This is a genomic window from Nonomuraea sp. NPDC003201, assembly GCF_053590415.1.
Genome location: NZ_JBSFTC010000040.1, coordinates 24,512 through 47,921, shown reverse-complemented (window position 1 = coordinate 47,921; position 23,410 = coordinate 24,512). Strand labels below are relative to the sequence as shown.

The window sequence follows — 23,410 nt, the reverse complement described above, 5'->3', positions numbered from 1 at the left end:
GAACGGCAAGCCCGCCGCCGTCGGGGTTTCTGTCGTTCGCCGCTGCTATAGATTGCCGCACCGCCTGATCTTCATGGAAGCAGGGTGTCCGATGGCATCAGTGACGTTTCGCGACGAGACCGCGACCGGCCGGGCTCTGGAGGAGTTCTCCGTGCCCGAGCTGCCCGAGCGGATCTCGGCCCGGGAGCTGGTACGGCTGCGCGTACGCGAGGAGGTGGCCCGCTACAACGCCTCCCCCTCCCACCATTTCCGCGGTCTGGTCAAACCGACCGACGCCGAGGCCGAGCTGAACGGCTACCGGATGCGGAGCGCGCGCAGGCTGGACTGGGAGAAGCAGGCCGACACCGCCGAGGCCGCGTTCGCCCGCAACGGCTTCCTGCTGCTGGTCGGTGACCGGCAGATCCTGGATCTGGACGATGAGATCGACCTGATCGCCGACCCCGTCGTCTCTTTCGTCAAGCTCGTCCCGCTGGTCGGAGGCTGACGGAGGACGGTGGCAGGTTGTCGATCATTCAGTCCAAGGCGTTCCTGCCGGCCGCCGACGCCGCCATCACCGACCCGTCCATCACCCGACAGATTTACTTCTGACAGGACCCACCGGCATGCACCTCTCCCCCCTCGCGCAGCGCCTGCTCGATCTGATCAACGGGACCGCGAACGACCCCACGCGCTGGCCCGACGCCTCCCAGCTGAGCGTCGGGCTGACCGGCGTCGCCGGCTCGGCACCGGGGCGGTACGCGATCGACGAGCGCGCCAGGCAGCAGTTGGTCGCGCCGGCCCGCGAGCTGGTCGGGTTCCTGATGCCGGAGGACGAGCCATGGTCGTACGGACGCTTCCCCATGCTGGTGGCGGCGGGGCTGGCGGGCATGGACGCCGAAGTGAGCGCCCGGCTCGCCGAGAGGTGCGGGACGATCGCGGTCGCCGAGACGGACATGCTGCTCGGCTGGGACGTGGAACGCCGGGCGCTGTTCGCCGAGGCGGCGCGGGTGCGGTGGGAGGAGCCGCTGCCCGTCGTGATCGAATGGCTTGACGCCCTGCCCGGCTACCCCGACTTCGCCCGGACGGCGCTGAAGGCGGCCGAGGCCCGTGTCGCGGCGATCCACACCGGTGAGATTCCCTACAAGGCGGAGAAGGCGTTCGGCGACGACGAGAAGTCGACCCTCGGCCGGGCCGTACGGCTGGCGCTCTACCGGGACGAGCCCTGGCTGCCCGGCCTGCTGGATCAGCTGGCGCGCGGGATCGCGGTGGCGCCCACCCGGGCCAGGACCCTGCCCTCCCAGGGGCTGCTGTTCGAGATCGCCCGCGCGGTGCGGGACCACCCGACGCCCGAGGGGATCTCCGCGCTGCGCGCCGCCCGCCAGGTCACCCGGCACGCCGGGGTGCCGAAGCAGCTGGATCGCATGTTCAAGCGCATCGAGCCCGCCCTGGCCGAGCGGCTGGAGGTGGCGTTCAGGCTGCCCGACGGGCGCGTACGGCAGGCGTTCGGCGAACACACGGCGGTGATCTCGACCGACGGGGAGGTCGAGCTGTCGTGGTGGCACGGCGACAGGAAGCTGAAGGCGGTCCCGGCGGCGGTCAGGCGGGAGCACCCGGACGAGGTCAAGCGGCTGCGCGAGCTGGCCAAGCAGACCATGCAGCAGCAGGCGACCCTGTTCAGGGCGCTGGAGGCCGGATACACCGGCGAGAAGGCCGCGCCCTACCGGCAGTTGGAGGGCCGCTCGTTCGTCGACCGGCTGATCTGGGAATTCGAGGTCTCGCCCGGCGTGTGGCGCGGCGAGCTGGGGATGAGCGTGCCGGACGTACCCGTACGGCTGTGGCATCCGGCCCGCGCGTCGGTGGAGGAGGTCCGCGCCTGGCGGGAGGTGGTGCAGGGCAAGGAGCTGCGCCAGCCGTTCAAGCAGGCCTTCCGCGAGGTCTACCTGCTCACCCCCGCCGAGGAGGAGAGCGGGATCCACTCCTTCCGGTTCGACGGACACGTGGTCGACTACCGCAGGCTCCGGGCGCTGTTCAAACAGCGAGGCTGGCAGTCGCCCTTCCTCGGGCAGTGGGACGGCGGCTATGAGGGTGAGGCCCACCGGGTGCTGGCGAGCGGACGGTGGCGGGTGTGCTTCGACCACGGCCTGTACGACGAGCACCACGCGAGCACCGGCCCGGTCCACTTCCAACGGCTGACCGAGGGGAGGTGGCAGCAGGCGCCGTTGACCGAGGTCCCCGCGCTGGTGTTCAGCGAGGCCATGCGGGACGTGGACCTGTTCGTGGGCGTCGCCTCGATCACGAGCGATCCCCGGTGGGCCGACCAGGGGCCGGACCACCTGCGGGACTACTGGCGGACGGGCTCGTTCGCGGCCCTGCCGCCCTCCGCCGAGGTGCGCCGCGACGCGCTGTCCCGGTTGATCGGGCGCACGACCATCGCCGACCGCTGCACCATGACCGACCGTTTCCTGGTGGTACGGGGTGATCTGCGCACCTACAAGATCCACCTGGGGTCGGCGAACATCCTGATGGAACCCAACGACGCCTACCTGTGCATCGTCGCCGCAAGAGCCCCCCAGGCCGGGCTGTTCCTTCCGTTCGAGGAGGACGGCCGGTTGGCGCTCATCCTCAGCAAGGCCTTCCTGCTGGCGAACGACACCGCCATCACCGACCCCTCCATCACCCGCCAGCTCCGGGCAATATAGTCTGCGCGTAGATAGTCTGCGCACGGATCAACGTCTTGGAGGAGCGCGACATGTACGCCTACGAGCACACGCTGGACACCCCCGCCCCCGCCGCGGCCGTCTGGGCCCTCTATGCCGACGTCAACGGCTGGACCGCATGGGACACCAGCCTCCTCCAGATCGACCTGGAGGGCCCCTTCGCGGTGGGCACCGAGGGCACCATGACCCCCGAAGGCCAGGACACCGTCCGCTTCCGCATCGTCGAGCTGGTCACCGGCGAGCTGTTCACCGACGAGACCGTCGTCGGAGAGCTGACCCTGCGCTTCATCCACCGGCTGGCGGAGACCGGGACCGGCACCCGCGTCACCCACCGCGTCGAGATCACCGGCCCGGGCGCCGAGGAGATCGGCCCGATGGTCACCTCCGACGTCCCCGACGCCATGGCCGCCCTGATCAAGCTGGCCGAGGCGTCCTGAGATGGCGCTCGCGCCCGACGACAGCCCGGGATTGCTGCTCTGGCGGACCACGTTGCGCTGGCAGCGGGCCATCGCCGCCGCGCTGGCGCCCTTGGACCTGACGCACGTCCAGTTCGTGCTGCTGGCCAGCACCGAGTGGCTGAACCGGCACGGCGAGCTGCCCAATCAGCTCGCCGTCGCCACGTTCGCCGACACCGACGTCAAGATGACCTCCCAGGTCGTGCGCAAGCTGGTGGAAAAGGGCCTGCTCGTCCGTGAGCCGGATCCCGCCGACAGCCGCGCCCGCCTGCTGCGGGTCACCGATCAGGGCGCCGACCTGGCCCGGCGGGCCGTCAAGGAGGTGGAGCGGGCCGACGCTGAGTTCTTCCGGGCCGTGCCCGACACGGCCGGCCTCGTCACCGTCCTGCGCCAGCTCGCGGGAGGGCAACCGTGATCCTCGTCACCGTCCTGCGACAGCCCGCCGAAGGGCCCGGAGAGCTAGTCGGTGACGAGAGTGTTGAGCGTGAGGGTCTCCTCGCCGGAGCGGCCGGCGAGGCGGACCGACAGCTCCCACGCGCCGTTCATGAGGAACAGGTCACCCTCGGCGACGAAGTGGCCGGGGGCGGCCTTCCTGGCGGTGACCTCGGGTACCGCGTGACCCATGGTGGTCATGACGGCGGCGACGATGACCGTGTCGGCCTCGCCCCTGTCCACCCGGATGTCGACCGCGCTCCGGTCGGCCGTGACGGTGACGGCGTAGCGGGTTCCCGTCGTGGTCACCGGGTCCGGGCCCGAGGTGCGGGCGATGACGAACGCGGCCGCCACCACCGCCACGAGCCCGCCGAGGATCAGCAGCCTCAGGCCCTTGACCTGCTTCATCGGGGGACCTCCACGGTGAAGGGCACGGTGGTGATGCCGCGGTCCGTCGCGTACTGCGCCCAGGCGAAATAGCGGCCCGGCGCGGGGAAGCTGAACGTGAAGCGCAACCGGCTGCCGGGCGTCCCCATCTCGTGGACGTGGCCGAGGAACTCGCCGTCCGCGCCGCGCACGATGAGGTGACCCGCCATCCCGAGCCACGGCCGCGGCGTGCCGCTGGTGGCCACCTCGACGGTGGCCGCCCGCCCCGCCTGCGGTGCGGCGGGCGTCACCGTGACCGTCCCGGTGGCGGCGGCGTCCTGGATCGCCGGGTCGGACGCGGCCGTGGGCTTCGCCGAACCGGTGACCGTGAAAGAGCCGGTGAGGAGCTGGCCGCCGGAGTCGGTGCGTTCGAGCTCGACGTAGGTGAGATAGCGGCCGGGGCGGTCGGCGCGCAGCCGTACCTCCAGGCGGCCGGGCGCGGTGCGCAGCGGATGGACGTGGCGGAAGTAGCGGCCGTCCTCGCTGGTGATCACCAGGTGGGCCATGGCCTCGTGGTGGATGGTGAGGTCGTCGACGGGACGCCCGGTGGACCCGTCGAACAGCTCCACGCGCGCCACGAACTCCTGGCCCGCCGCCGGGGCGGCGGGGACCATAGTTACCACTCGCTGCACGTACGGCCTGCCGATCACCGAGTCCGTGGGACGCGGCTCGGCGCCGTCCGGTGAGCGGGCGGGCAGCCAGGGGTCGAGGATCACGATCAACGCGGCCACCGCGAGCCCCGCCGCGGCGACCGCGGTCACCACGAACGCCGACCGGCCGCGCCGGTTGAACGCGCCGGTGAGCAGCCCGCCCACCAGGAGCAGCCCGGCCACGAACAGGCCGCCGTAGATCAGGAACTCCCACCCCGAACCCCGGTCCACCAGGACCCGGAACGGGATCACCGCGCTCTCGCCGCCGGCGCCGACGGTCAGCTCGTGCGGCCCGGTCTCCTCAACCCGCAGCTGGGCGGGGCGGCCCGGCGCCACCGTGCCGGTCACGACACGCCCGTCGGTCACCGACCGGAGCCGCAGGTCCAGCGTCGGGGCGGACGGGAATCCGATCACCTCGACGCGCAGCGGCCCCGGCACCCGGGTCGTGGCCTTGATCACGAGGGTCAGCTCCGCGCCCGCGATCGTCTGCGCGATCCGCAGGTCCGACCCCGCCTTGACGTCGTGCGCCGCCGCCGGCGACGCCAGCAGCACCACCAGCAGGCCGACCAGGCAGAGAAGCCGGATCATGCCCGCCGGGCGCCGGACTCGCCGGTCTCCGCGGGCAGCACGTTCGGGAGGAACAGGGCGCCGAGGGCCAGGCCGACCAGACCGGCCACGATCGGGGCGCCGGTCCAGAGCTCGGGTACGACGGGCAGCCGCCCGGCGAACACGGAGGCGACCGCGATGTACAGGGACCAGGTGGCGAACGCCGACAGGCCGGCGAAGGCCCAGTAGGCGCCCCGGCGCTCCCGCGAGGGCCGCAGCCACCTGATCAGCAGGTCGCTCACCAGCCCGGCGGCGACGAACGTCAGCAGGATCGGCAGGTTGCCGAAGGCCGTCTGCGCGCCCGGCATCAGGATGCCAACCGCGGACAGCACGGTCACGCTCCCGAACGGCAGCTGCCAGCGCCGCAGGAGGAACAGCACGGGAGCGAGCACCATGATGTTCGTGATGATCATCGATGCGGCCAGGATGTCGGCGCCGTTGCCCTCCAGGAAGGAGAAGTCCCGGACGATGCCGTCCGGGCTCCGCTGCATGGCGTTGCCGTACGACACGAACAGCGACACCAGCGTGGCGCCGAAGCCGAACCCGATCAGCGCCGGCAGCAGCCGCGACAGCCGGGGCCGCTCCCCGATGTCCGGGGCGTTCCAGGCCGAGCGGAGCGGGGTCGTGATGATGAGCATCATCGTCAGGATCAGCCCCAGGTGGGACGGGCTGAACAGGATGTCGATGGTCTGCTCGATGCCCAGGAACGTGTGCCACATCATGTCGGCGAACCCGAACGCGGCGAACCCCGGGATGGCGAGCAGCCCCGCGAGGTACCCGTTCGGCACCGCGGCCAGCCCGCTCCGGCCGGCGCGCACGTTGCGGTAGACCTGCCAGATGATCCACCCCGACACCGCCGCGAACCCCGAGTAGAACGCCGCGTGCCACGGCGTGAAGAACGTCTCCAACTCGGCCAGGTTGCTGTGCGCCCAGGCGTCGATCATCAGCCCGACGCCGAACCAGACACCGAGCAACGCCATGACCAGGTCCGCCCGAGGGCTCACCCATGTACGTGCTTCCCCGGAGTCCGCCAGCAGCCGCCGGACCCCGGCGTCCACTGCCACCATGAGCATGCTCCTTCCGTTGGTCCGATCCTTCGCGATGGCCACCGGAAGCGGAACCCGGCTGGCACCCACCGGTAGGTACGGTTATCCGCACCCCTCAGGCGTTCAGGTAGCGCAACACCGCGAGCACCCGCCGGTGATCGTGCGGGCTCGCCTCCAGGCCGAGCTTGACGAAGATGCTGGTGCAGTGCTTCTCCACGGTGCGCTCGGCGATGACCAGCAGCTCGGCGATCGCCATGTTCGTGCGCCCCTCGGCCATCAACCGCAGCACGGCGCGCTCCCGCTCGGTGAGCATGCGCAGCGGGTCGCCGGGCTGCCGGTGTCGGCCGACGAGCTGCTCGACCACGACCGGGTCCAGCGCGGACCCGCCCGACCCCACCCGGCGGATGGCCGCGGCGAACTCGGCCAGGTCCGACACCCGGTCCTTCAGCAGGTAGCCCACGCCCTCCGTGCGGCCGCCGAGCAGCTCGACCGCGTAGCTCACCCGTACGTACTGCGACAGCACCAGCACCCCCACCTGCGGATGCCGCTCCCGCAGCGTGACCGCGGCGCGCAGCCCCTCGTCGGTGTGCGTGGGCGGCAACCGGATGTCGAGCACGGCCACGTCAGGCGGGTCCTTCGCCACATGGGCGAGCAGCTCGTCGGCGTGCTCGACGGACGCCGCCACCGCGAACCCGGCCTCGGTCAGCAGCCGGGCCAGGCCCTCGCGGAACAGCGTGGAGTCCTCGCAGATCGCTACGCGCACGGCAGGACCACCTTCAGCACGGTTCCCTTCCCCGGCGGGCTGTCGATCGTGAGCTTGCCGCCGTTGGCCTCGGCGCGGTCGGCGAGCCCGGCGAGCCCGGAGCCGAGCGCGGGATCGGCCCCGCCCACGCCGTCGTCGCCCACCTCGACCAGGAGGCGGCGGCCGACCAGGGAGAGCCGTACCCATGCCTTCGACGCGGCGGCGTGCTTGGTCACGTTGGCCAGGGCCTCGTTGACGATGTAGTAGGCCGCGCTCTCCACGGCCTGCGGCAGCGGCTCGTCCAGCGCCAGGTCGCAGGTGACGGCCATGGGGGCGACCGCGGCCAGCTCCTTGACCGCGCCGGACAGTCCGCGCTCGGTCAGCACCGGCGGGTGGATGCCGTGGCTGACCGCGCGCAGGTCGTCCAGCGCGGCCAGCACCGCCGTCTTCGCCTCGCCGATCAGCGGCGCGGCCCGCCCGGGGTCGGTGCCGGCCTCGGCCAGCCCGAGCGTCATCGCGACCGACAGCAGCCGCTGCTGCACGCCGTCGTGCAGGTCGCGTTCGAACCTGCGGCGCTCGGCCTCGCCCCACTGCAACATCCGCCGCCGCGAGGCCGCGAGCTGCCGCAGGCGGGCCCGCAGGTCCGCGGTGAGCCGCTCGTTCTCCAGGGCGAGCGCCGCGGCGGCGCAGGCGGCCTCGACGAGCAGGGGCTGTTCGAGGAGGGCGACGTCGTGCACGAGTACGGCGAGCGGCGCCTCGCCCTGGTCGACGCGGGTGACGACCCTGCTCGGCCCCGGGTTCAGGTCGACCGGGCGGCCGTCGGCGTCCACGTACCTGTCCTGCTCGGCCGTCCAGTAGCCCACGACCAGCCCGGGGTCCCGCAGGGTGGCGGCCAGCTCGTCGCGCAGCGTGCCCCGCCGTTCGCGCCTGCTCAGGCGTACCACGAGGTCGGCCACGCGGCCGTGGTCCATCCGGCTCCTCATGAGGCCGACCAGGTACGCCATCGGGACCGCCATGAAGGACACCAGCATGACGAGCGTGATGGAGACCTGCAGCGGGTTCGGGCCGAAGAGCTCGGCCATGCGGTCCACGGCGAAGGCGACCGTCGCGACCATCGACGCGCCGGTGACCGGCGCGACCGCCCGGCGCTGCGCCATGCTGGCCTGACGCCAGCGCTTGACCTTGAGGGCGAGCACCATGCCCGACATGAGGACGGTCAGCTGCCAGGACGAGGCGTCGAGCGCGTCGGTGAAATTCCGGAGCGGCACGGGCATCGGAAGGCGCATGAGGGCCTTGGCCGTGGGCAGCACGAGGGCCAGGACGTAGGCCAGGCCGGTCACCACCTTGTACGACACCAGGTCCAGCCGGCCGGTGGGGAAGGCGAGGAACAGGTGGCAGGCCATCCCCGCCCACAGGCCGCACAGTGCCAGCGCCCACAGCTGCTGTCCGGGGAAGAACAGCGCCTGCTGGGGAATCCAGGCGACCCCGAGCACGGCCATGAGCGGGCCGACCTGGTTACGCGGATGCTCCCGCCAGGCCACGATCCCGCCCGCGAGGAAGGAGACGCCGGCCAGCGCGCCGAGCACGAATATCGGGTCGTGCCGCCAGATGGCGCCCGGGCTGTCCCCCAGGGCGTTGACGACCAGCAGCCAGACCCCTCCCGCCGCGACGGCGAGTAACGCGGTGGTGCCCCTGGAACGTGTCGCCATCGCCCACCCCCGATGGGGATTGTACGGGCGAACCATCCGGAATGCGGACGGACCGGACCCTAGACCGGCAGACCCCAGCGGGCCTGGTTCGCCGGGGTCACCGGGCGGATGACCGCGTCGCCTCGGGCCTGGATCAGGACCTCCTCGCCGCGGCGCAGGTCGAGCTCGAGATCCCCGCCGGGCAGCGTCCGCCACGGCACCTTGCGGCCGTCGCTCCGTACGGTGAAGGGGCCGTCGATGCCCGTGCGGACGCGGCACGGCGCCCCGGCCAGGGAGACCAGCCGTACGAAGTCGGTACGGCCGCCGCGGCGGGCGGCCGACAGCAGGAACGCCCCCTGCGTGAGGAAGTTGTGCACGGTGACGTCGGGCCAGGCGGCCGGCATGGCGGGCAGGACCCTGATGACGCCGTCCCAGCTCTGGCAGATCATGTCGTGCACGGACTGGGCGGCGGACAGCGGCGTCTCGATGACGGGGCCGCTCTCCTTGTACATCGTGTTGGGCTGGACGAAGCGGCGCAGCAGCTCGTCGAGGTAGAAGTGGGCGTCGTCGCCGCGCGACATCTGCGCGGAGATCGAGGCCGCGCCGGTGAAGCTGTAGCCCTGCAGAGCGCCCTCGAAGCTGATCCAGTGCTTGAGCGACCTCTCGATGAGCGCGCGCTGGTCCTCCTGCTCCCACGTGACCAGGTACAGGGGATAGATCATCAGAAGGTGGGAGTAGTGCCGATGCGACTTGGCGAAAGGCGCGCCCGCTCCGATCATGAAGCCGTTCTCGTCGACCGGGTAGCCGGCCAGGTTCGCCAGAACGTCCTGCCACTTCGGCAGCAGCGGGTCGCGCACGCGCAGCAGGCGCGCCGACTCGACCAGCGTCCGGCAGCCCCAGCGGATCAGCGCCAGGTCGTAGTTCGTGTCCGGCGCGTTGACCCCGTACTCCGGGGAGAACGTGGCGGGCAGGTGCAGCTTCCCGTCGGGGCCCGGCTCCAGGAAGTGCAGGTAGTAGTTGATCGCCCGGCGCAGCAGCGGGAACAGCACGTCCCGCACGATCCGGGTGTCCATCGTGTGCCGGTAGGACAGCCAGACGTTGTGCAGCGCCCAGGTCAGGTTGCCGACCTCGGGCACGGGGGTGGCCTGGCCGGGGACGCCCACCGGGTAGCCGCTGTTGCCGAGGCCGGAGCCGTTGTCGAGCGTCATGTCCGTGGTACGCGGGATGCCCGCGGAGTCCTCGGGGGACGTCACCTGGTCGACGAGGTTCTGCCGGTACCGCGACAGGCTCCTGGTGACCGCGTCCAGCTCCAGGTGGTTCGAGCCGTGGATCAGCCAGTATTCGAGCTGCACGTTGAGGTTCCACCAGGTGGCCGGCCACGGCGTCGGCTCCAGCCACGGGCCGGTGGTCGCCATCGGCGGCGCGTCCCCGCGCGCGGCGGCGGCGACCTTGTAGAGCTGGATCCAGTAGAAGCTCTGCGTCCGCTGGTCGGGCAGCGACAGGAAGCTCTTGCGGTAGTAGCCGTGCCACCATCGCCGGTGGTCGGCGGCCAGCGCCTCGACGGGCAGCCGGGCCGCGGAGCGTACCGATCTGACCGCCTCGTCGCCCGCGGTGTCCTGCGGGAACGACCAGGCGACCGCGGCGTAGAGGGTACGCCGTGCGCCGCGCCGCACCTCCTGCCAGGCCGTCGCGTGCCCGCCGCCGGACAGCAGCGGCTGGGTGATCAGCTCCAGGTCGTCGTGGCGGGTCACGGACGGGGCGGGGTTGGCCGTGTAGCCGGGCGGAGGCGGCCGGTTGAAGATCGGATCGGCGCGGGGGCTGACGGCCTCCTCAGGGTGGAAGGTCCACCGGAAGTCGCGCTCGCCGTCGCTGGGTAAGACCTCGACGGTCAGGACGGAGCGGTCGTTGTGGATCAACGCCCTGATCTCCAGGCTGCCGGAGGAGGTCGTGATGGCGCCGGTCAGCTCGGCGTTCCACAGGTCGAGCCGCCAGTCGACGCCGGTGATCGCGCCGACGGGCTCCAGCGTGAGGTGGCCGACGGGCAGCCGGGCCAGGCCGAACAGCGCGCCGTACTCGGGGCGGTGGTCCTGGACCTCGCTGTGCTGCACGGTGAAGCGCACGGCGTTGGCGCCCTGCTGCGCGTAGACGCCGGAGCCGAGGAAGCCGTTGCCCAGGAACGGCCCTTCGTACCAGGTCTGCGGCATCCGCTTCCACACCAGGTCGGCGTCGGCCAGGAAGCGTTCCCAGTCGATCTCGTCATGGAGCAGCGGGCCGCTGCCGCCGCCGAGCGCGGGAGCGGCCAGCGCGGCGCCGATGAGTTCGCGTCTGGACGGCTCGCTCGCCGCAAATAGATCGGACGTATCTGGCACCAATGAACGGTATTTCCGGACAGCGGCAAGGTCAAGACCCCCAGAGGTCGGATCGTCTCGAAGCCACAACCGATTGACGCAAGGCGTTGACGTCGTGTTACCCGCCAATTAACGTCCCCAGTTAAATATTTGATAACGGATGGGCCCCCCGCATGAGAGATCTCAGCAGACGTGGATTCCTCCAGGCCGGCGTCGCCGCGGCCGCCCTCGCCCTGACCGGTTGCGCCGGAGGCGGCGGCTCGGGTGCCGGCCTCCAGTTCGCCTGGTGGGGCAGTACGACGCGGCACACCGCGACGCAGAAGGCCATCGACGCGTTCAAGAAGAAGAAGCCCGGCATCCAGATCAGGACCCAGTTCTCCGGCTGGGAGGGCTACTGGGAGAAGCTGGCCACCCAGACCGCGGGCGGCAACGCCCCCGACGTGATCCAGATGGACTACTCCTACCTCGGCGAGTACGCCAGGCGCGGCAGCCTGCTGGACCTGGGCCCGTACGTCGGCAAGGGCCTGGACCTGTCCGGTTTCGACCCCGACGTGGTGAACGCCGGCAAGATCGACGGCAAGCAGTACGCCGTGAACTTCGGCATCAACTCCACGGCCCTCATCGTCAACAAGACCCTGGCGGCCGAGCGCGGGGTGGAGATCCCCGAGACCTTCACCTGGCCCGAGTACGGCGAGCTGGCCAGGAAGCTGGCCGGAAAGGGCGTCTTCGGCACCGAGGACGGCGCCCAGGACGGCGGCGCGCTGGAGAACTGGCTGCTGGAGCGGGGCAAGATGTTCTTCACCGCCGACGGCAGGCTGGCCTACGACGAGGACGACCTCAAGGAGTGGTTCACCTTCTGGGACGGCCTGCGCAAGGCGGGCGCGGCCACGCCGCCGGACGTCCAGGCCACCGCGGCGGGCGACGTGCAGAACAGCCTGGTCGCCACCCGCAAGGCGGTCATGGACTTCGCCTGGTCCAACCAGCTCACCGCCTACATGTCGCTCACCAAGGACGAGGTCGCCGTCCACACCCTCCCGACGGGCGACAAACCCGGCCAGTACTACAAACCCTCCATGCTGCTGACCGTCAGCTCCGGGAGCAAGGCCAAGGACGACGCGGTGGCCCTGGTCAACGCGCTCGTCGCGGACCCGGACGTGGCCGGCCAGCTCGGGTCGGAGCGCGGCGTCCCGCCCGCGACCCCGATCCGCGCCGCGCTGCGGCCCAAGGCGTCGCCGTCCGAGCAGCCGGTCTACGACTACATCGACTCGATCAAGGACCAGGTCGGCCCGCTGCCGCCGCCGCAGCCGCTCGGCGCCGGGGAGCTGCACAACAAGGTGCTCACCAACATCAACCAGCAGATCGGCTTCGGCAAGCTCACGATCGAGCAGGGGGTGTCCCGATTCTTCGAAGAAGCTCGACGAGTGCTCAAGTAGAGGGACGCGCGGCCTATCTGTTCCTGCTGCCGTGGTTCGCCGGGCTGCTCCTGCTGACCGGCGGGCCGATCCTGGCCTCGCTGGCCCTCTCGTTCACCGACTTCGACCTGCTCACCGCGCCGTCCTTCGTGGGGCTGGACAACTACGCCAGGATGCTCACCGACGACCCGCACTTCGTCAACGCCGTACGGGTCACGCTGATCTACGTCGTGTTCTCCGTGCCGCTGTCCGGCGCGTTCGCGCTCCTGGTCGCCGTGCTGCTGAACAGGCCCGTACGGGGCATCGGGATCTACCGCGCCGCCTACTACCTGCCGTCGCTGCTGGGCGGCAGCGTCGCGGTGGCGATCCTGTGGCGGCAGATCTTCGGCGCGGACGGCCTGATCAACGACGCCCTGAGCTATTTCGGGATCGTGGGGCCGAGCTGGATCTCCACGCCCCAGTACGCGATCTACACGCTGGTCCTGCTGCACATCTGGCAGTTCGGCTCCCCCATGCTGATCTTCCTGGCCGGGCTGAAGCAGATCCCCGCCGAGCTCTACGACGCCGCCGCGGTGGACGGCGCCGGGAAGGTGCGCGCGTTCTTCCGCATCACGCTGCCCATGCTCAGCCCGATCATCTTCTTCAACCTCGTGCTGCAGACCGTGAACGCCTTCAAGGCCTTCACCCCCGCCTTCATCATCAGCGGCGGCATCGGCGGACCGGCCGACTCCACGCTCTTCTACACGCTCTTCATCTACCAGGAGGGGTTCGGGAACTTCCGGATGGGCTACGCCTCCGCGCTGGCCTGGGTGCTCCTCCTGGTGACCGCGGCCTTCACCGCGCTGGCCTTCCGCTCCTCGAAGTACTGGGTGCACTATGCCGACTAGCCGCCGCTGGGCCCTCCACCTGCTGGTCGTCGTGGGGGCGCTCGTCATGCTCTATCCGCTGTTCTGGCTGATCAGCTCCTCGTTCAAGCCCAACGACGAGATCTTCACCGATCCCGGGCTGGTGCCGCAGACCGTGGTCGCGGACAACTACGCCACCGGGTGGACCGCGCTGGGCGTGCCCTTCAGCGGGTTCTTCGCGAACTCGTTCGTCATCGCCGCGGCGGCCGTGGCCGGGAACGTGATGTCGTGCTCGATGGCGGCCTTCGCCTTCGCCCGGCTGAGCTTCCGGTTCAGGAAGCTCTGGTTCGCGATCATGCTGGGGTCGATCATGCTGCCCATCCACGTGCTGATCGTGCCGCAGTACACGCTGTTCAAGTATCTGGGCTGGGTGGACACGTTCCTGCCGCTCATCGTGCCGAAGTTCCTGGCCGTGGACGGGTTCTTCATCTTCCTGATGGTGCAGTTCATCCGGTCGCTGCCGCGCGAGCTGGACGACGCGGCCCGCATCGACGGGTGCGGGCCCGTCCTGGTGTACTGGCGGATCATCCTGCCGCTGTCCCGGCCGGCGCTGATCACGACCGCGATCTTCACCTTCATCTGGACCTGGGACGACTTCTTCAGCCAGCTCGTCTATCTGAGCGACGTGTCCACGTACACGGTGCCCCTGGCGCTCAGGGCGTTCCTCGACTCCAGCGGCGGGTCCACCTGGGGGCCGATGCTCGCGATGGCGGTGCTGTCGCTGATCCCCATCCTGGGCTTCTTCCTGATCTTCCAGCGACGCATCACCGAGGGCATCTCGACCACCGGCCTCAAGGGGTGACGTCACCGCGGGGTGAGCCGGATCACCGGGTACTCGCGGTCGGATTTGTCATGGTACTTGGCATAACGGGGCTGGGCGGCGGTGATGCGCTGCCATGCCTGCGCGCGCTCGGCGCCGTCGAGCCGGTGCGGCGTCACCGGCACGGCGTCGCGGCCGGGGAGCTCGACCGACGCCCGCTCGGGGTGCGCCATCAGGTTGGCGTGCCAGTCCGGGTGCCGGCCCCCGCCGCCCGATGCGACGATCAGCCAGGCGTCCTCGCCGTCGGCGAACCACGCCAGGGGCGACTGCCGCGGCTGCCCGCTCAGGCGGCCCACCGTGTTCAGGATCAGCACGTCCATGCCCATGAACGAGCCCTGGCCGCGCCGGATCTTGCGGCTCATCCGGGCGTTCATCTTCCGCTGGATCCACCGTGACATCGGCCCGGGCGTACCGCTCTTGCGCTGCTGCTGCTGTGCCATCGGTGCCCCTCAGCCCAGCTCGTTGACGCGGATCATGTTGCCCGCGGGGTCGCGGAAGGCGCAGTCGCGGATCCCCCACGGCTGCTCGGTCGGCTCCTGGACGACCTCGGCCCCGCCGGCCCGCAGCCGCGCGAAGGCGCCGTCGAGGTCGGCGGTGGCCACGATCATGCGGGCGTAGGTGCCCTTGGCCATCATCTCGAGGATGGTGCGGCGCTCGTCGTCGGTGATGCCCGGTTCGGCGCCCGCCGGGTGCAGGACGACGGACGTGCCGGGCTGGCCGGCGGGGCCGACCGTGATCCAGCGCATCGTGCCGTCGCCGACGTCGTTGCGGACCTCGAAGCCCAGATTGTCGCGGTAGAAGGCCAGGGAGGCCTCCGGGTCGTTGTGCGGGAGAAACGTCTGGTGAATGGTGAAGTCCATGGCGACGACGCTAGTTGCGGCCCGGTGACCGGCGCTTCTCCATTCCTGACCGTTCGCCGCGGTCAGGCGAACGGTCAGGCGAACGGTCAGGCGAGGGTCTCCGGGGCGGCGAGGGCCAGGCCGGCGGCGCCGAGGGCGTGCTGGGCGTCGCTCCAGGGACGGACGATCACCTGAACGCGGTGGGCGGCGGTGACCCGGCTGGTCCGCATCGCGGCGAGGAACCCCGGCTCCAGCCCCGGCCAGAGGACGTGGTTCTCGCCGATGACCGCGATGGTGGGCGTGCCGAGCAGGTTGACGACGCCGGCGACGGCCCGCCCGAGCACGGTGCCGATCCCGGCGAGGACGTCCGCCAGCCCCGGCTCGCCGCCGGAGACCCAGCGCGCGCGGAGCTCCTCGATGGTGGTGGCCGACTCGGCGAGGCCGGCTCGGCGGGCGGCGCGCAGGATGCCGCCGTCGCTGGTGAGCGTCTCCAGGCAGCCCCGGGCGCCGCAGGTGCAGCGCGGTCCGGTGGTGGCGACCGGCGTGTGGCCGAACTCGCCGGACAGCCCGCTCGGGCCGCGGTGCACCCGCCGCTGCAGGACCGCGCCGAGTCCCACCCCGTCGCCGATGCCGAGCACCAGGAAGTCGTCGTGCTCGCGGCCCGTCCGGTACAGGAGCTCGGCGGTGGTGCTCGCCCGGAGATCGTTGTCGACCAGCACCGGGATCGGCAGTTCGGCGCGCAGCCGTTCGCCGAGGGGAAGTTCGCTCCAGCCGAATCGGGGACATACACGTATATAGCCGGTGGCCGAATCGACAGAGGACGGAGTGACCACTCCCACGGCCCGCAGCCTGGGCCCCAAGGTGGGGTCGGCCAGCCGGTGGTTGATCACCGCGAGCAGCTGAGGGATCGGATCGGAACGGCAGTCGAAGGGCGATACATCGGATGTGATCACGCGACCGTCCAGACCCGCGACGACGGTGACGACATGGTCGGTGGCGACCCGTACGCCCATGGTCGCGGCGGCCTCGGGCACGACCTGGAGCGGGATGCGGGGCCTGCCGACGGCCCCGGCCTGCGGGGCGAGAGTCCGCAGGTAACCGCAGGCCAGGAGGCGTCGCGTATGCTCGTGCACGGTCGCGTCGCCGAGCCGGAGGCGAGCCGCGATCTGGCGGCGGTCCAGGGCTCCCGCGGTGCCGAGCAGCGCCAGGATCTCGACGCGGGTCAGATCTCCGCGAGGGGCGACTCGACGAGCAGTCATCGGATATTTCCACCTCGATCTCATTGACACTACAGAGCGCGACGCCTAAGTTTCACAATTATTAACTCGGCCCCGAGCTTATTGAGTGGAGCTGCGATGGGCAGGCGGATGCATGGCGGTCGGCGATCATTGGCAGTCGCCGTAGCGGTGGTCATCGCGGGGGGAGTCACCGCCGGTTGTGGGGACAACGGCGGTCAGCAATCATCAGGCGGCAGCAAGGCGAGCAACGGAGCGGTGACGCTCACCTGGTCGATGTGGGCCTCCGGCACGGAGGACCGCGACGCCTGGCAGAAGGTGGCCGACGAGGTCACCAAGAAATACCCGAACATCAAGATCACACTGGAGACCTCTCCGTTCAACGACTACTTCACCAAGCTCGGCACCCGCCTGGCAGGCGGCAGCGCGCCGTGCATCGTCTCCATGCAGAGCCTGCGCACCGGCGGCTACGTCAACGGCATGCTTCCGCTGGACGAGCTGATCAAGAAGAACAGCCTGGACACAGGCGACTTCGACTCCTCGATCATGGCCGGGCTGGCCTCCGGCGGCAAGCAGTACGCCCTGCCGTACGACGTCGGCTCGCTGATCGTCACCTACAACAAGGCCATGTTCAAGGCGGCCGGCGTGGCGGCGCCGAAGGTCGGCTGGAGCATGGCCGACTTCGAGGCCACGGCCAAGAAGCTGACCACCGGCGGCAAGTACGGCTTCGTGGCCTACCCCATCGACCTGCCGATGTTCTCGATGATCCTGTCGCGGACCGGCGCGGAGCCGGTGGACGCGTCCGGCAAGCTCACCCTCACCTCCGAGCCGATGGCGACCGGCTTCCAGTGGTACGCGGACCTGGTCGCCAAGGCCGGGGTCGCGCCCAAGGTGCCCGGCGTGGACAACAACTTCGCCGACACCCAGTTCCTCAACGGCAACGTGGCGATGCAGGTGAACGGGCCCTGGGCCGTCCTGTCGCTCAAGCAGCAGGCCAAGTTCGACGTGGGCCTGGCCACCATCCCCGCCGGTCCCAACGGGTCCAAGACCTACTCGGCCGGGTCCGGCTTCGGCATCTCCCAGTCGTGCCAGTACCCCGACGAGGCGTTCAAGGCGATCAGCGTGATGACCAGCGCCGACGTGCTCGGGCAGCTCGCCACCATCGGGCGCGCCTACCCGGCGCGCAAGTCCGTCCAGAACAAGTGGTACGAGAACGCCTTCGAGGGCGCCAAGGAGGTCCTCGACGCCGCCAACGCCACGGCGACGCCGTTCCGGACGACCTCCGGCTGGGACCAGGTGTCGAAGCTGCTGGCCCAGTACGGCGTGCCGGTCTTCAACGGGCAGGGCACGGCGGCGGACGTCCTCAAGCAGGTCCAGCAGCAGGCACCGGCGTAACGAGCATGCGCAACCATCCACAGGGAGTGACATGTACAACGACGCCATACCCGGGCGAGCGGCGATAGCACGCGGACAGCGTGCCCGCCGCCGACGCGGCGACGGAAAGGTCGCCGCCCTGTTCGCCGGGCCCAGCCTGATCGGATTGACGCTGTTCACGCTCTTCCCGATCGTGATGTCCCTGGTGATCGCCTTCTTCCGATGGCCCGCGGTGGGCGAGCAGGTCTTCACCGGGCTGGGGAACTTCGCGCAACTGTTCGGCGATCCCGTGTTCCGGCGGACGCTGTTCAACACGTTGCTGTTCGTGGTGCTCTACCTGCCGCTCAACCTCATCGTGTCGGTGGGGCTCGCGGTGTGGATCTCGCCGCGCATCAAGGGCCGCCAGGCGCTGCGGGTGATCTTCTTCCTGCCCGTGGTCACGCCGATGGTGGCCAACGCGATCGTCTGGCGGATGATCTACCAGCCCAACGGGTTCATCGACGGCACGCTGCACGCCGCCACCGGCGTGCACGCGCCGAACTTCCTCGGCGAGCAGGGCTGGGCCATGTTCGCCGTCGTCGCGATGAGCGTGTGGCAGGGGTTCGGGTACAACATGCTGGTCTTCTCGGCCGCCCTGGACGCCATCCCGCGGCAGCTCGTGGAGGCGGCGCAGATCGACGGGGCGGGGCCGTGGCGGCTGTTCTTCCGCATCACGCTGCCGATGATCTCCCCGGCGATGTTCTTCGCCACGACCATGACGCTCATCACGTCGTTCCAGGTCTTCACCCAGCCGTTCCTGATGACCGGCGGCGGGCCCGGCATCGACACCGAGACCCTCATGATGTTCGTCTACAACCAGGGCTTCTCCGTCTACCAGTTCGGACTCGCCTCCGCCGCGGCCTGGATCCTGTTCGTGCTGATCCTGGGCGTGACCGCGATGCAGTTCGCCGGCCAGCGCAGATGGGTCACCTACGATGTCTGAGCACGCGCACGCCGCCCCGGCCTCCCCATGGGCGCACAGGGTCCGGCTGGTCGTCTCGCACGCCGCCCTCTACCTGGTGGCCGCCGCCTTCGTGTCGCCGCTGGTGTACATGGTGGCCACGTCGCTGAAGCGCGCCGACGAGGTGTTCGGGTCGCCGCCGAGCCTGTTCGGGTCGGTGATCCGGTGGGAGAACTACAGCGAGGCGTTCGAGTTCCTGCCGTTCGCGCGTTTCATCGTCAACGGGCTCGCCGTCGCCGTCTGCGGCACCGTCGTGGTGCTGGTGGCGTCGAGCATGTCGGCGTACGCCTTCTCGCGGCTGCGCTGGCGCGGTCGCGACGGCGTCTTCCTGGTCTTCCTGGCCACCCTGATGATCCCCCAGGAAGTGCTGGTCGTGCCGATGTTCATGCTGATGCGCTGGTTCGGGTGGGTGGACTCGTACCAGGCGCTGATCTTCCCCTGGGCGTTCACCGCCTTCGGGACGTTCATGCTGCGCCAGTTCTTCCTGACCATCCCCGAGGAGCTCGCCGAGAGCGCCCGCCTCGACGGCGCGGGAGCGGTGCGCGTCTTCACCGGCATCATGCTGCCACTGGTCAGGCCCGCGCTCGCGGTGCTGGCGGTCTTCACGTTCATCAACTACTGGAACAGCTTCCTGTGGCCGCTGATCATCATCAACTCGGTGGACGAGAAGGCCACGGTCCCGCTGGGTCTGCAGCTCTTTTTCGGGCAGCAGGGCACCCAGTGGAACCTCATCATGGCCGCGGCCGTGATCTCCATGGCGCCGACCACGGCGCTGCTCATCATCCTGCAGAAACATCTCGTACGCGGGATCGCGACCAGCGGTCTCGGCGGACGCTGAACATTTGAAGAAGAGGGACATCGTGCAGCACCACGCCTGGTTCGCCGAATCCCGGTTCGGCATGTTCGTGCACTGGGGTCTGTACTCTCTGGCGGCCCGGCACGAGTGGGTGAAGAACCGCGAGCGCCTGACCGACGAGGACTACCAGCGCTACTTCGACCACTTCTATCCCGACCTGTACGACCCGGCGCGATGGGCGCGGCTGGCCAAGGAGGCCGGCATGCGCTACGTCGTCCTCACGACCAAGCACCACGACGGCTTCTGCCTGTGGGACTCGGCGCAGACCGACTACAAGGCGACGCGCACCCCCTGGGGCAAGGACCTGATCGCGCCGTTCGTGGAGGCCGTCCGCGCCGAGGGGCTGAAGGTCGGGTTCTACCACTCGCTGATCGACTGGCACCATCCCGAGTTCCCGGTCGACTCGCTGCATCCCCAGCGCGACGACGAGGCGTTCAAGGCCGCCGCCGCGGGCCGCGACGTCTCCAAGTACGCCGACTACCTGCACGCCCAGGTGCGCGAACTGCTCACCGATTACGGCCGGATCGACTACCTGTTCTTCGACTTCTCCTACCGGGGCAGGCCGGGCAACTGGGGTGGCAAGGGCGCCGACGACTGGCGCTCGGACGAGCTGCTCGCGATGGTCAGGGGGCTCCAGCCGGAGGTCATCGTCAACGACCGGCTCGACATCCCCGGCGACTTCGTCACCCCCGAGCAGTACCAGCCCGCCGGGCCGATGGTCGTCGACGGCCATGAGGTGCCGTGGGAGGCGTGCCAGACCCTCAACGGCAGCTGGGGGTACGACCGGGACAACCTCGACTACAAGTCGCCGGACCTGCTCGTACGGATGCTGGTCGACAGCGTCGCCAAGGGCGGCAACCTGCTGCTCAACGTGGGCCCGGACGGGCGCGGCCAGATCGACCCCCGCGCGCGCGGGACGCTCGCCGACATCGGCGCCTGGATGCGGCTGAACTCCCGCTCGATCTACGGCTGCGGGCCCAGCGGCTTCACGGCGCCTCCCGACTGCCGCTACACCCAGCGTGGCGACCGGCTCTACCTGCACCTGTTCGCCTGGCCGTTCGGCCACCTGCACCTGCCGGGGCTGGCCGGGCGGGTGAAGTACGCCCAGTTCCTGCACGACGCGTCGGAGATCCGTACGCGGGTCATCGACCCCGGCCAGCAGGCCGGCCTCACCACGATGGGGGCCGTGTCGCCGGACGTCCTGACCCTCGACCTGCCCGTACAGCGCCCCGACGTCGCCGTGCCCGTCGTCGAGCTGTTCCTCACCGAGTGACTTCAGCCCCGTCGTGGGCGAGCTGCCGCGCAGGCGTCAGCAGCGTGGACAGCGCCCAGCGGCCGGGCCCGAGGACGGCGATGAGCAGGAAGCCCCAGCAGAAGAGCGCCGCCTTCTCACCGCCGTTCTCGATCGGGAACAACGCCTGAGGCTGGTGCACGACGAAGTAGGCGTAGGCCATGGTGCCCGAGCAGAGGACGGCGGCGGCGCGGGCACCCAGTCCGAGCAGGACGAGGATGCCGCCGACCAGTTCGATGGCCGCGGCCCACCAGCCGGGCCATTGTCCGAAGGAGGGCACCGGGCCCTGCGCACCGCCCAGCACGTCGAAGAGCGTCGCCGCGCCGTGGCAGGCGAACAGCAGTCCCAGCACGAACCGGTACAGGGCCAGGAAGAGCCCCTGATTCTTGTCCAACAGATCCACGGCAAATGCCCTTTCCTGCTGTTGAAAAATATGGGAGCGCTCCCAAACAGATTCTTGAGATCAAGCACATATGTCAATGTCACGTCACTCACAGGATCGGTCCAAAACGCGCTGTATACGCATAACCTGCCCGAACCTCGCGGCCATAAAGTTTCGCATTCGTGAAATTTTCATCAGCGCCCGACGAAAGTCGGCCGGGAAAGTTGACACGAATGATCGGGCCACGGTAAATCCCGACATACGAAAGCCGCCCGGACAGGATCCGGGCGGCTTTCGTCAGAGATCGGCCACCGCTTGGCGCACAGCGCGGTGTCCATGGCCTCGATCACGTGCTGGTGGGCCTCCTCGTTCGGGGGTAGCGCCGTGACGGCGACGGTGGCGGCGCGGCCATCCTCGGTCACCCCGTTGCGGGTCTCGTACCCGTCGATGTCACCGCCGTGGCCCCAGGTGACGCCGCCGCAGCTCAGCGGCATCTTCATCAGGCCCAGCCCGTACTCCCAGCCGGCCGGGAACCCGGGCGCCTTCATCGTGTGCTTCATCGCCGCCAGCTGCTCCGGCTTGAGCAGCTTGCCGCCCATCAGGGCGGTCATGAAGCGGTTGAGGTCGCTCGGGGTGCCGATCAGCTGGCCGGCCGCCCAGCCCCACGACGGGTCCAGGTTCGTGATGTCCTTCAGCTTGCCGCCGGGCTTCTCCGACCCGTACCCCTGCGGGTGCCGCCCGCGGATCGTCCTGTCCCCCTTGCCCGGCCAGTACGTGTCACGCAGCCCGATCGGCTCGATGATGCGATCCGTGATCACCTCGGCCACCGGACGGCCGGTGACCTTCTCGATCAGCAGGCCCGCCAGCACGTAGTTGGTGATGCTGTACTCCCAGCTCGTGCCCGGCGCGAACGACGCCTTGTGCGCGAACGCCATGTCCAGGAGGTCCTGGGGCGAGCGGTACACATTGCGGCTCTCGAAGATGCTCGGCATCCAGCGGGTGTAGTTCGGCAGGCCGCTGGTGTGCTGCAGCAGCTGCAGCACCGCCACCGCGGTGAACATCTTGGTGTTGCTCGCGATCCGCACCCGGCCGTCGACCGGGACCTCCTCCTTGGTCGTCAGGTCAGCGACCCCGGCGGTGTAGTGGCGGGTCCGACCCTTGCCGTCCCGCACCGCGGCCAGCGCCGCCGGGAACCTGTCCTTCTCCACCAGCCCGTCCAGCTTCCGCTGCACGGCGTCGGGCCGGTGGTTGCGCTTCAGCTCGTCCCGCACCTCGGCCAGCTCGGCGGACAGGCCTCGTCCGGGCTCTGCCGCACGACGTTCGCGGTGCGGTCGAGCCCGGTGGCCGCGGCGGCCGGCGTCCCCGCCACGACCAGGTGCGCTGGAGCGTTCGGGTACAGCCGGCTGTACCCGGGTCAGGACGGGCAGGTCCCGTCCAGAGCGCTGATCACCCCATTGATGAACACCTGCGACTTCGGCTCGTCGGCATGCGCCACCCCGGGGAACTCGGCCTTGCACCACACGCCGTCGATGACGTCATTGCGGGTCTCGTCGAGCGAGCTCACCAGCAGCGTGTAGCGGACGGGGTCGGGCGTCGGGTCGCCGCTGTTGAGCTGGCTGATGAAGGTGCTGGTCGGGCACATCTGCCCGCCCTGGTTCGCCGGCAGGAGGCAGGCCGGCCAGTAGCCGCGCTGCCCGGTGCCCATCGAGACATAGCTCAGCGTGGCATCGGCGCCGCCGAGGGACTTCAGGTAATAGCGCGCCGACAGCCCTCCCATGCTGTGCCCGACGAGGCTGACCTTCCCGCCGCCGTTCTCCTGCCGTACCTGTGCCACCAGGTCCCTGATGGCTCCCGCGTTGGCGATGTTCTCCTCGCCGGGCAGGTCGATCGAGTACGCGGGATGGCCGGCCTGCTCCAGCGCCGCCTCCATCTGAGCGAACTCGGTCGGCGACCCGTTCCAGCCGTGGATCAGGATGACCGGCTCCCGCTGCGCGGCCTGCACCTGCTGGCAGGTGCCCAGCCCGGCCAGCAGGATTCCCGCGGTCATCAACCCTGTGATGCGTCGGCGCCTCGATGACATGAGTCACACCTCGCTACTTCTAGGGGAATTCACTTACTGAGCACTCGGTAAGTGATGGGTTAGATTTAACACCGTGGCCCGAAGTAGGCAAGACCCCAGCAGACAGGAACGCGCGCGCCTACGGCGT

23 protein-coding genes are annotated in these 23,410 nt (G+C 69.9%); 11 read left to right on the top strand and 12 right to left on the bottom strand.

Annotated features, from left to right (window positions below):
* Positions 1-91 precede the first annotated feature (91 nt).
* From ACWDX9_RS17720 to ACWDX9_RS17705, 4 genes are all read left to right on the top strand, one after another.
* Positions 92-484 (top strand): hypothetical protein, encoded by a 393-nt coding sequence (locus tag ACWDX9_RS17720; protein WP_363970472.1) that lies wholly within the window; start codon positions 92-94, stop codon positions 482-484.
* Between the two features lie 118 nt (positions 485-602).
* Positions 603-2,678, top strand: coding sequence for a DUF4132 domain-containing protein (locus tag ACWDX9_RS17715; RefSeq protein ID WP_449954809.1), 2,076 nt, complete (start codon positions 603-605; stop codon positions 2,676-2,678).
* Between the two features lie 50 nt (positions 2,679-2,728).
* Positions 2,729-3,133 carry an SRPBCC family protein gene (locus tag ACWDX9_RS17710; RefSeq protein WP_449954807.1) on the top strand — a complete coding sequence of 135 codons (405 nt, stop codon included), beginning with the start codon at positions 2,729-2,731 and terminating at the stop codon, positions 3,131-3,133.
* Between the two features lies 1 nt (position 3,134).
* On the top strand, positions 3,135-3,566 hold the full coding sequence (locus tag ACWDX9_RS17705) for a MarR family winged helix-turn-helix transcriptional regulator (RefSeq protein WP_449954804.1): 432 nt from the start codon (positions 3,135-3,137) through the stop codon (positions 3,564-3,566).
* A 44-nt stretch (positions 3,567-3,610) separates the two neighbouring features.
* Here ACWDX9_RS17705 and ACWDX9_RS17700 read toward each other — a convergent pair whose 3' ends face one another.
* From ACWDX9_RS17700 to ACWDX9_RS17675, 6 genes are all read right to left on the bottom strand, one after another.
* Positions 3,611-3,991, bottom strand: a complete 381-nt coding sequence (locus ACWDX9_RS17700; RefSeq protein WP_350726006.1) for a hypothetical protein — start codon at positions 3,989-3,991, stop codon at positions 3,611-3,613.
* Entirely contained in the window at positions 3,988-5,247 is a 1,260-nt protein-coding gene (locus ACWDX9_RS17695) for a hypothetical protein (protein WP_449954801.1), read from the bottom strand. Before ACWDX9_RS17695 ends, ACWDX9_RS17700 begins: the two co-directional genes overlap by 4 nt.
* Positions 5,244-6,332: a hypothetical protein gene (locus ACWDX9_RS17690; RefSeq protein ID WP_449954799.1), complete on the bottom strand. Its 1,089-nt coding sequence runs from the start codon at positions 6,330-6,332 to the stop codon at positions 5,244-5,246. The genes ACWDX9_RS17695 and ACWDX9_RS17690 overlap by 4 nt, the downstream gene beginning before the upstream one ends.
* Before the next feature lie 94 nt (positions 6,333-6,426).
* Positions 6,427-7,074, bottom strand: coding sequence for a response regulator transcription factor (locus ACWDX9_RS17685; protein WP_350726012.1), 648 nt, complete (start codon positions 7,072-7,074; stop codon positions 6,427-6,429).
* A complete protein-coding gene (locus ACWDX9_RS17680) occupies positions 7,065-8,762 on the bottom strand; it encodes a sensor histidine kinase (protein ID WP_449954796.1) in 1,698 nt (565 codons plus the stop codon). The genes ACWDX9_RS17685 and ACWDX9_RS17680 overlap by 10 nt, the downstream gene beginning before the upstream one ends.
* A gap of 59 nt (positions 8,763-8,821) precedes the next feature.
* On the bottom strand, positions 8,822-11,110 hold the full coding sequence (locus tag ACWDX9_RS17675; protein ID WP_449954793.1) for a glycosyl hydrolase family 95 catalytic domain-containing protein: 2,289 nt from the start codon (positions 11,108-11,110) through the stop codon (positions 8,822-8,824).
* 152 nt (positions 11,111-11,262) lie between these two features.
* Between ACWDX9_RS17675 and ACWDX9_RS17670 the strand changes: the two genes are divergently transcribed.
* From ACWDX9_RS17670 to ACWDX9_RS17660, 3 genes are read left to right on the top strand one after another with little or no spacing between them, the layout of a single operon-like run.
* Positions 11,263-12,522 (top strand): ABC transporter substrate-binding protein, encoded by a 1,260-nt coding sequence (locus ACWDX9_RS17670; protein WP_449954790.1) that lies wholly within the window; start codon positions 11,263-11,265, stop codon positions 12,520-12,522.
* Positions 12,489-13,388, top strand: coding sequence for a carbohydrate ABC transporter permease (locus ACWDX9_RS17665; protein WP_449954831.1), 900 nt, complete (start codon positions 12,489-12,491; stop codon positions 13,386-13,388). Before ACWDX9_RS17670 ends, ACWDX9_RS17665 begins: the two co-directional genes overlap by 34 nt.
* Positions 13,378-14,208 carry a carbohydrate ABC transporter permease gene (locus ACWDX9_RS17660; RefSeq protein ID WP_364261605.1) on the top strand — a complete coding sequence of 277 codons (831 nt, stop codon included), beginning with the start codon at positions 13,378-13,380 and terminating at the stop codon, positions 14,206-14,208. The genes ACWDX9_RS17665 and ACWDX9_RS17660 overlap by 11 nt, the downstream gene beginning before the upstream one ends.
* 2 nt (positions 14,209-14,210) lie before the next feature.
* Here the strand turns inward: ACWDX9_RS17660 and ACWDX9_RS17655 are convergent, their stop codons facing one another.
* The 3 genes from ACWDX9_RS17655 to ACWDX9_RS17645 all read right to left on the bottom strand — a co-directional run bounded on the left by ACWDX9_RS17655 (position 14,211) and on the right by ACWDX9_RS17645 (position 16,324).
* Positions 14,211-14,666, bottom strand: coding sequence for a nitroreductase family deazaflavin-dependent oxidoreductase (locus ACWDX9_RS17655; RefSeq protein WP_449954788.1), 456 nt, complete (start codon positions 14,664-14,666; stop codon positions 14,211-14,213).
* Positions 14,667-14,675: 9 nt separating this feature from the next.
* The gene (locus ACWDX9_RS17650) at positions 14,676-15,086 is read right to left on the bottom strand and encodes a VOC family protein (protein WP_449954786.1); all 411 of its coding nucleotides are present in this window, start codon (positions 15,084-15,086) and stop codon (positions 14,676-14,678) included.
* A gap of 86 nt (positions 15,087-15,172) precedes the next feature.
* Positions 15,173-16,324: an ROK family protein gene (locus tag ACWDX9_RS17645; RefSeq protein ID WP_449954784.1), complete on the bottom strand. Its 1,152-nt coding sequence runs from the start codon at positions 16,322-16,324 to the stop codon at positions 15,173-15,175.
* 234 nt (positions 16,325-16,558) lie between these two features.
* Here ACWDX9_RS17645 and ACWDX9_RS17640 point away from each other — a divergent pair, with 234 nt between their 5' ends.
* Genes ACWDX9_RS17640 through ACWDX9_RS17625 form a run of 4 tightly spaced genes read left to right on the top strand, consistent with a single transcriptional unit; the run spans position 16,559 to position 20,803 of the window.
* Positions 16,559-17,695 (top strand): ABC transporter substrate-binding protein, encoded by a 1,137-nt coding sequence (locus ACWDX9_RS17640; protein WP_449954781.1) that lies wholly within the window; start codon positions 16,559-16,561, stop codon positions 17,693-17,695.
* Positions 17,696-17,726: 31 nt separating this feature from the next.
* A complete protein-coding gene (locus ACWDX9_RS17635) occupies positions 17,727-18,656 on the top strand; it encodes a carbohydrate ABC transporter permease (RefSeq protein WP_449954779.1) in 930 nt (309 codons plus the stop codon).
* A complete protein-coding gene (locus ACWDX9_RS17630) occupies positions 18,649-19,512 on the top strand; it encodes a carbohydrate ABC transporter permease (RefSeq protein WP_449954776.1) in 864 nt (287 codons plus the stop codon). The genes ACWDX9_RS17635 and ACWDX9_RS17630 overlap by 8 nt, the downstream gene beginning before the upstream one ends.
* Before the next feature lie 4 nt (positions 19,513-19,516).
* Positions 19,517-20,803, top strand: a complete 1,287-nt coding sequence (locus ACWDX9_RS17625) for an alpha-L-fucosidase (protein ID WP_449954773.1) — start codon at positions 19,517-19,519, stop codon at positions 20,801-20,803.
* On the opposite strand, the gene ACWDX9_RS17620 is transcribed toward ACWDX9_RS17625, so the two are convergent.
* The 3 genes from ACWDX9_RS17620 to ACWDX9_RS17610 form a co-directional block, all read right to left on the bottom strand.
* Positions 20,793-21,224, bottom strand: a complete 432-nt coding sequence (locus ACWDX9_RS17620) for a DoxX family protein (protein WP_449954770.1) — start codon at positions 21,222-21,224, stop codon at positions 20,793-20,795. The genes ACWDX9_RS17625 and ACWDX9_RS17620 overlap by 11 nt on opposite strands.
* A gap of 173 nt (positions 21,225-21,397) precedes the next feature.
* Entirely contained in the window at positions 21,398-22,474 is a 1,077-nt protein-coding gene (locus ACWDX9_RS17615) for a serine hydrolase domain-containing protein (RefSeq protein WP_449954768.1), read from the bottom strand.
* Positions 22,475-22,617: 143 nt separating this feature from the next.
* Complete coding sequence (locus tag ACWDX9_RS17610; RefSeq protein ID WP_449954765.1) at positions 22,618-23,250, bottom strand: esterase/lipase family protein; 633 nt, start codon at positions 23,248-23,250, stop codon at positions 22,618-22,620.
* Between the last annotated feature and the right edge of the window lie 160 nt (positions 23,251-23,410).

Bases quoted from the DNA above. Each gene is read 5' to 3' on its own strand.
- ACWDX9_RS17720 (WP_363970472.1), top strand. From the start codon at position 92: ATGGCATCAGTGACGTTTCGCGACGAGACCGCGACCGGCCGGGCTCTG.
- ACWDX9_RS17715 (WP_449954809.1), top strand. From the start codon at position 603: ATGCACCTCTCCCCCCTCGCGCAGCGCCTGCTCGATCTGATCAACGGG.
- ACWDX9_RS17710 (WP_449954807.1), top strand. From the start codon at position 2,729: ATGTACGCCTACGAGCACACGCTGGACACCCCCGCCCCCGCCGCGGCC.
- ACWDX9_RS17705 (WP_449954804.1), top strand. From the start codon at position 3,135: ATGGCGCTCGCGCCCGACGACAGCCCGGGATTGCTGCTCTGGCGGACC.
- ACWDX9_RS17700 (WP_350726006.1), bottom strand. From the start codon at position 3,991: ATGAAGCAGGTCAAGGGCCTGAGGCTGCTGATCCTCGGCGGGCTCGTG.
- ACWDX9_RS17695 (WP_449954801.1), bottom strand. From the start codon at position 5,247: ATGATCCGGCTTCTCTGCCTGGTCGGCCTGCTGGTGGTGCTGCTGGCG.
- ACWDX9_RS17690 (WP_449954799.1), bottom strand. From the start codon at position 6,332: ATGGTGGCAGTGGACGCCGGGGTCCGGCGGCTGCTGGCGGACTCCGGG.
- ACWDX9_RS17680 (WP_449954796.1), bottom strand. From the start codon at position 8,762: ATGGCGACACGTTCCAGGGGCACCACCGCGTTACTCGCCGTCGCGGCG.
- ACWDX9_RS17670 (WP_449954790.1), top strand. From the start codon at position 11,263: ATGAGAGATCTCAGCAGACGTGGATTCCTCCAGGCCGGCGTCGCCGCG.
- ACWDX9_RS17660 (WP_364261605.1), top strand. From the start codon at position 13,378: ATGCCGACTAGCCGCCGCTGGGCCCTCCACCTGCTGGTCGTCGTGGGG.
- ACWDX9_RS17655 (WP_449954788.1), bottom strand. From the start codon at position 14,666: ATGGCACAGCAGCAGCAGCGCAAGAGCGGTACGCCCGGGCCGATGTCA.
- ACWDX9_RS17650 (WP_449954786.1), bottom strand. From the start codon at position 15,086: ATGGACTTCACCATTCACCAGACGTTTCTCCCGCACAACGACCCGGAG.
- ACWDX9_RS17645 (WP_449954784.1), bottom strand. From the start codon at position 16,324: ATGACTGCTCGTCGAGTCGCCCCTCGCGGAGATCTGACCCGCGTCGAG.
- ACWDX9_RS17635 (WP_449954779.1), top strand. From the start codon at position 17,727: ATGTACAACGACGCCATACCCGGGCGAGCGGCGATAGCACGCGGACAG.
- ACWDX9_RS17630 (WP_449954776.1), top strand. From the start codon at position 18,649: ATGTCTGAGCACGCGCACGCCGCCCCGGCCTCCCCATGGGCGCACAGG.
- ACWDX9_RS17610 (WP_449954765.1), bottom strand. From the start codon at position 23,250: ATGACCGCGGGAATCCTGCTGGCCGGGCTGGGCACCTGCCAGCAGGTG.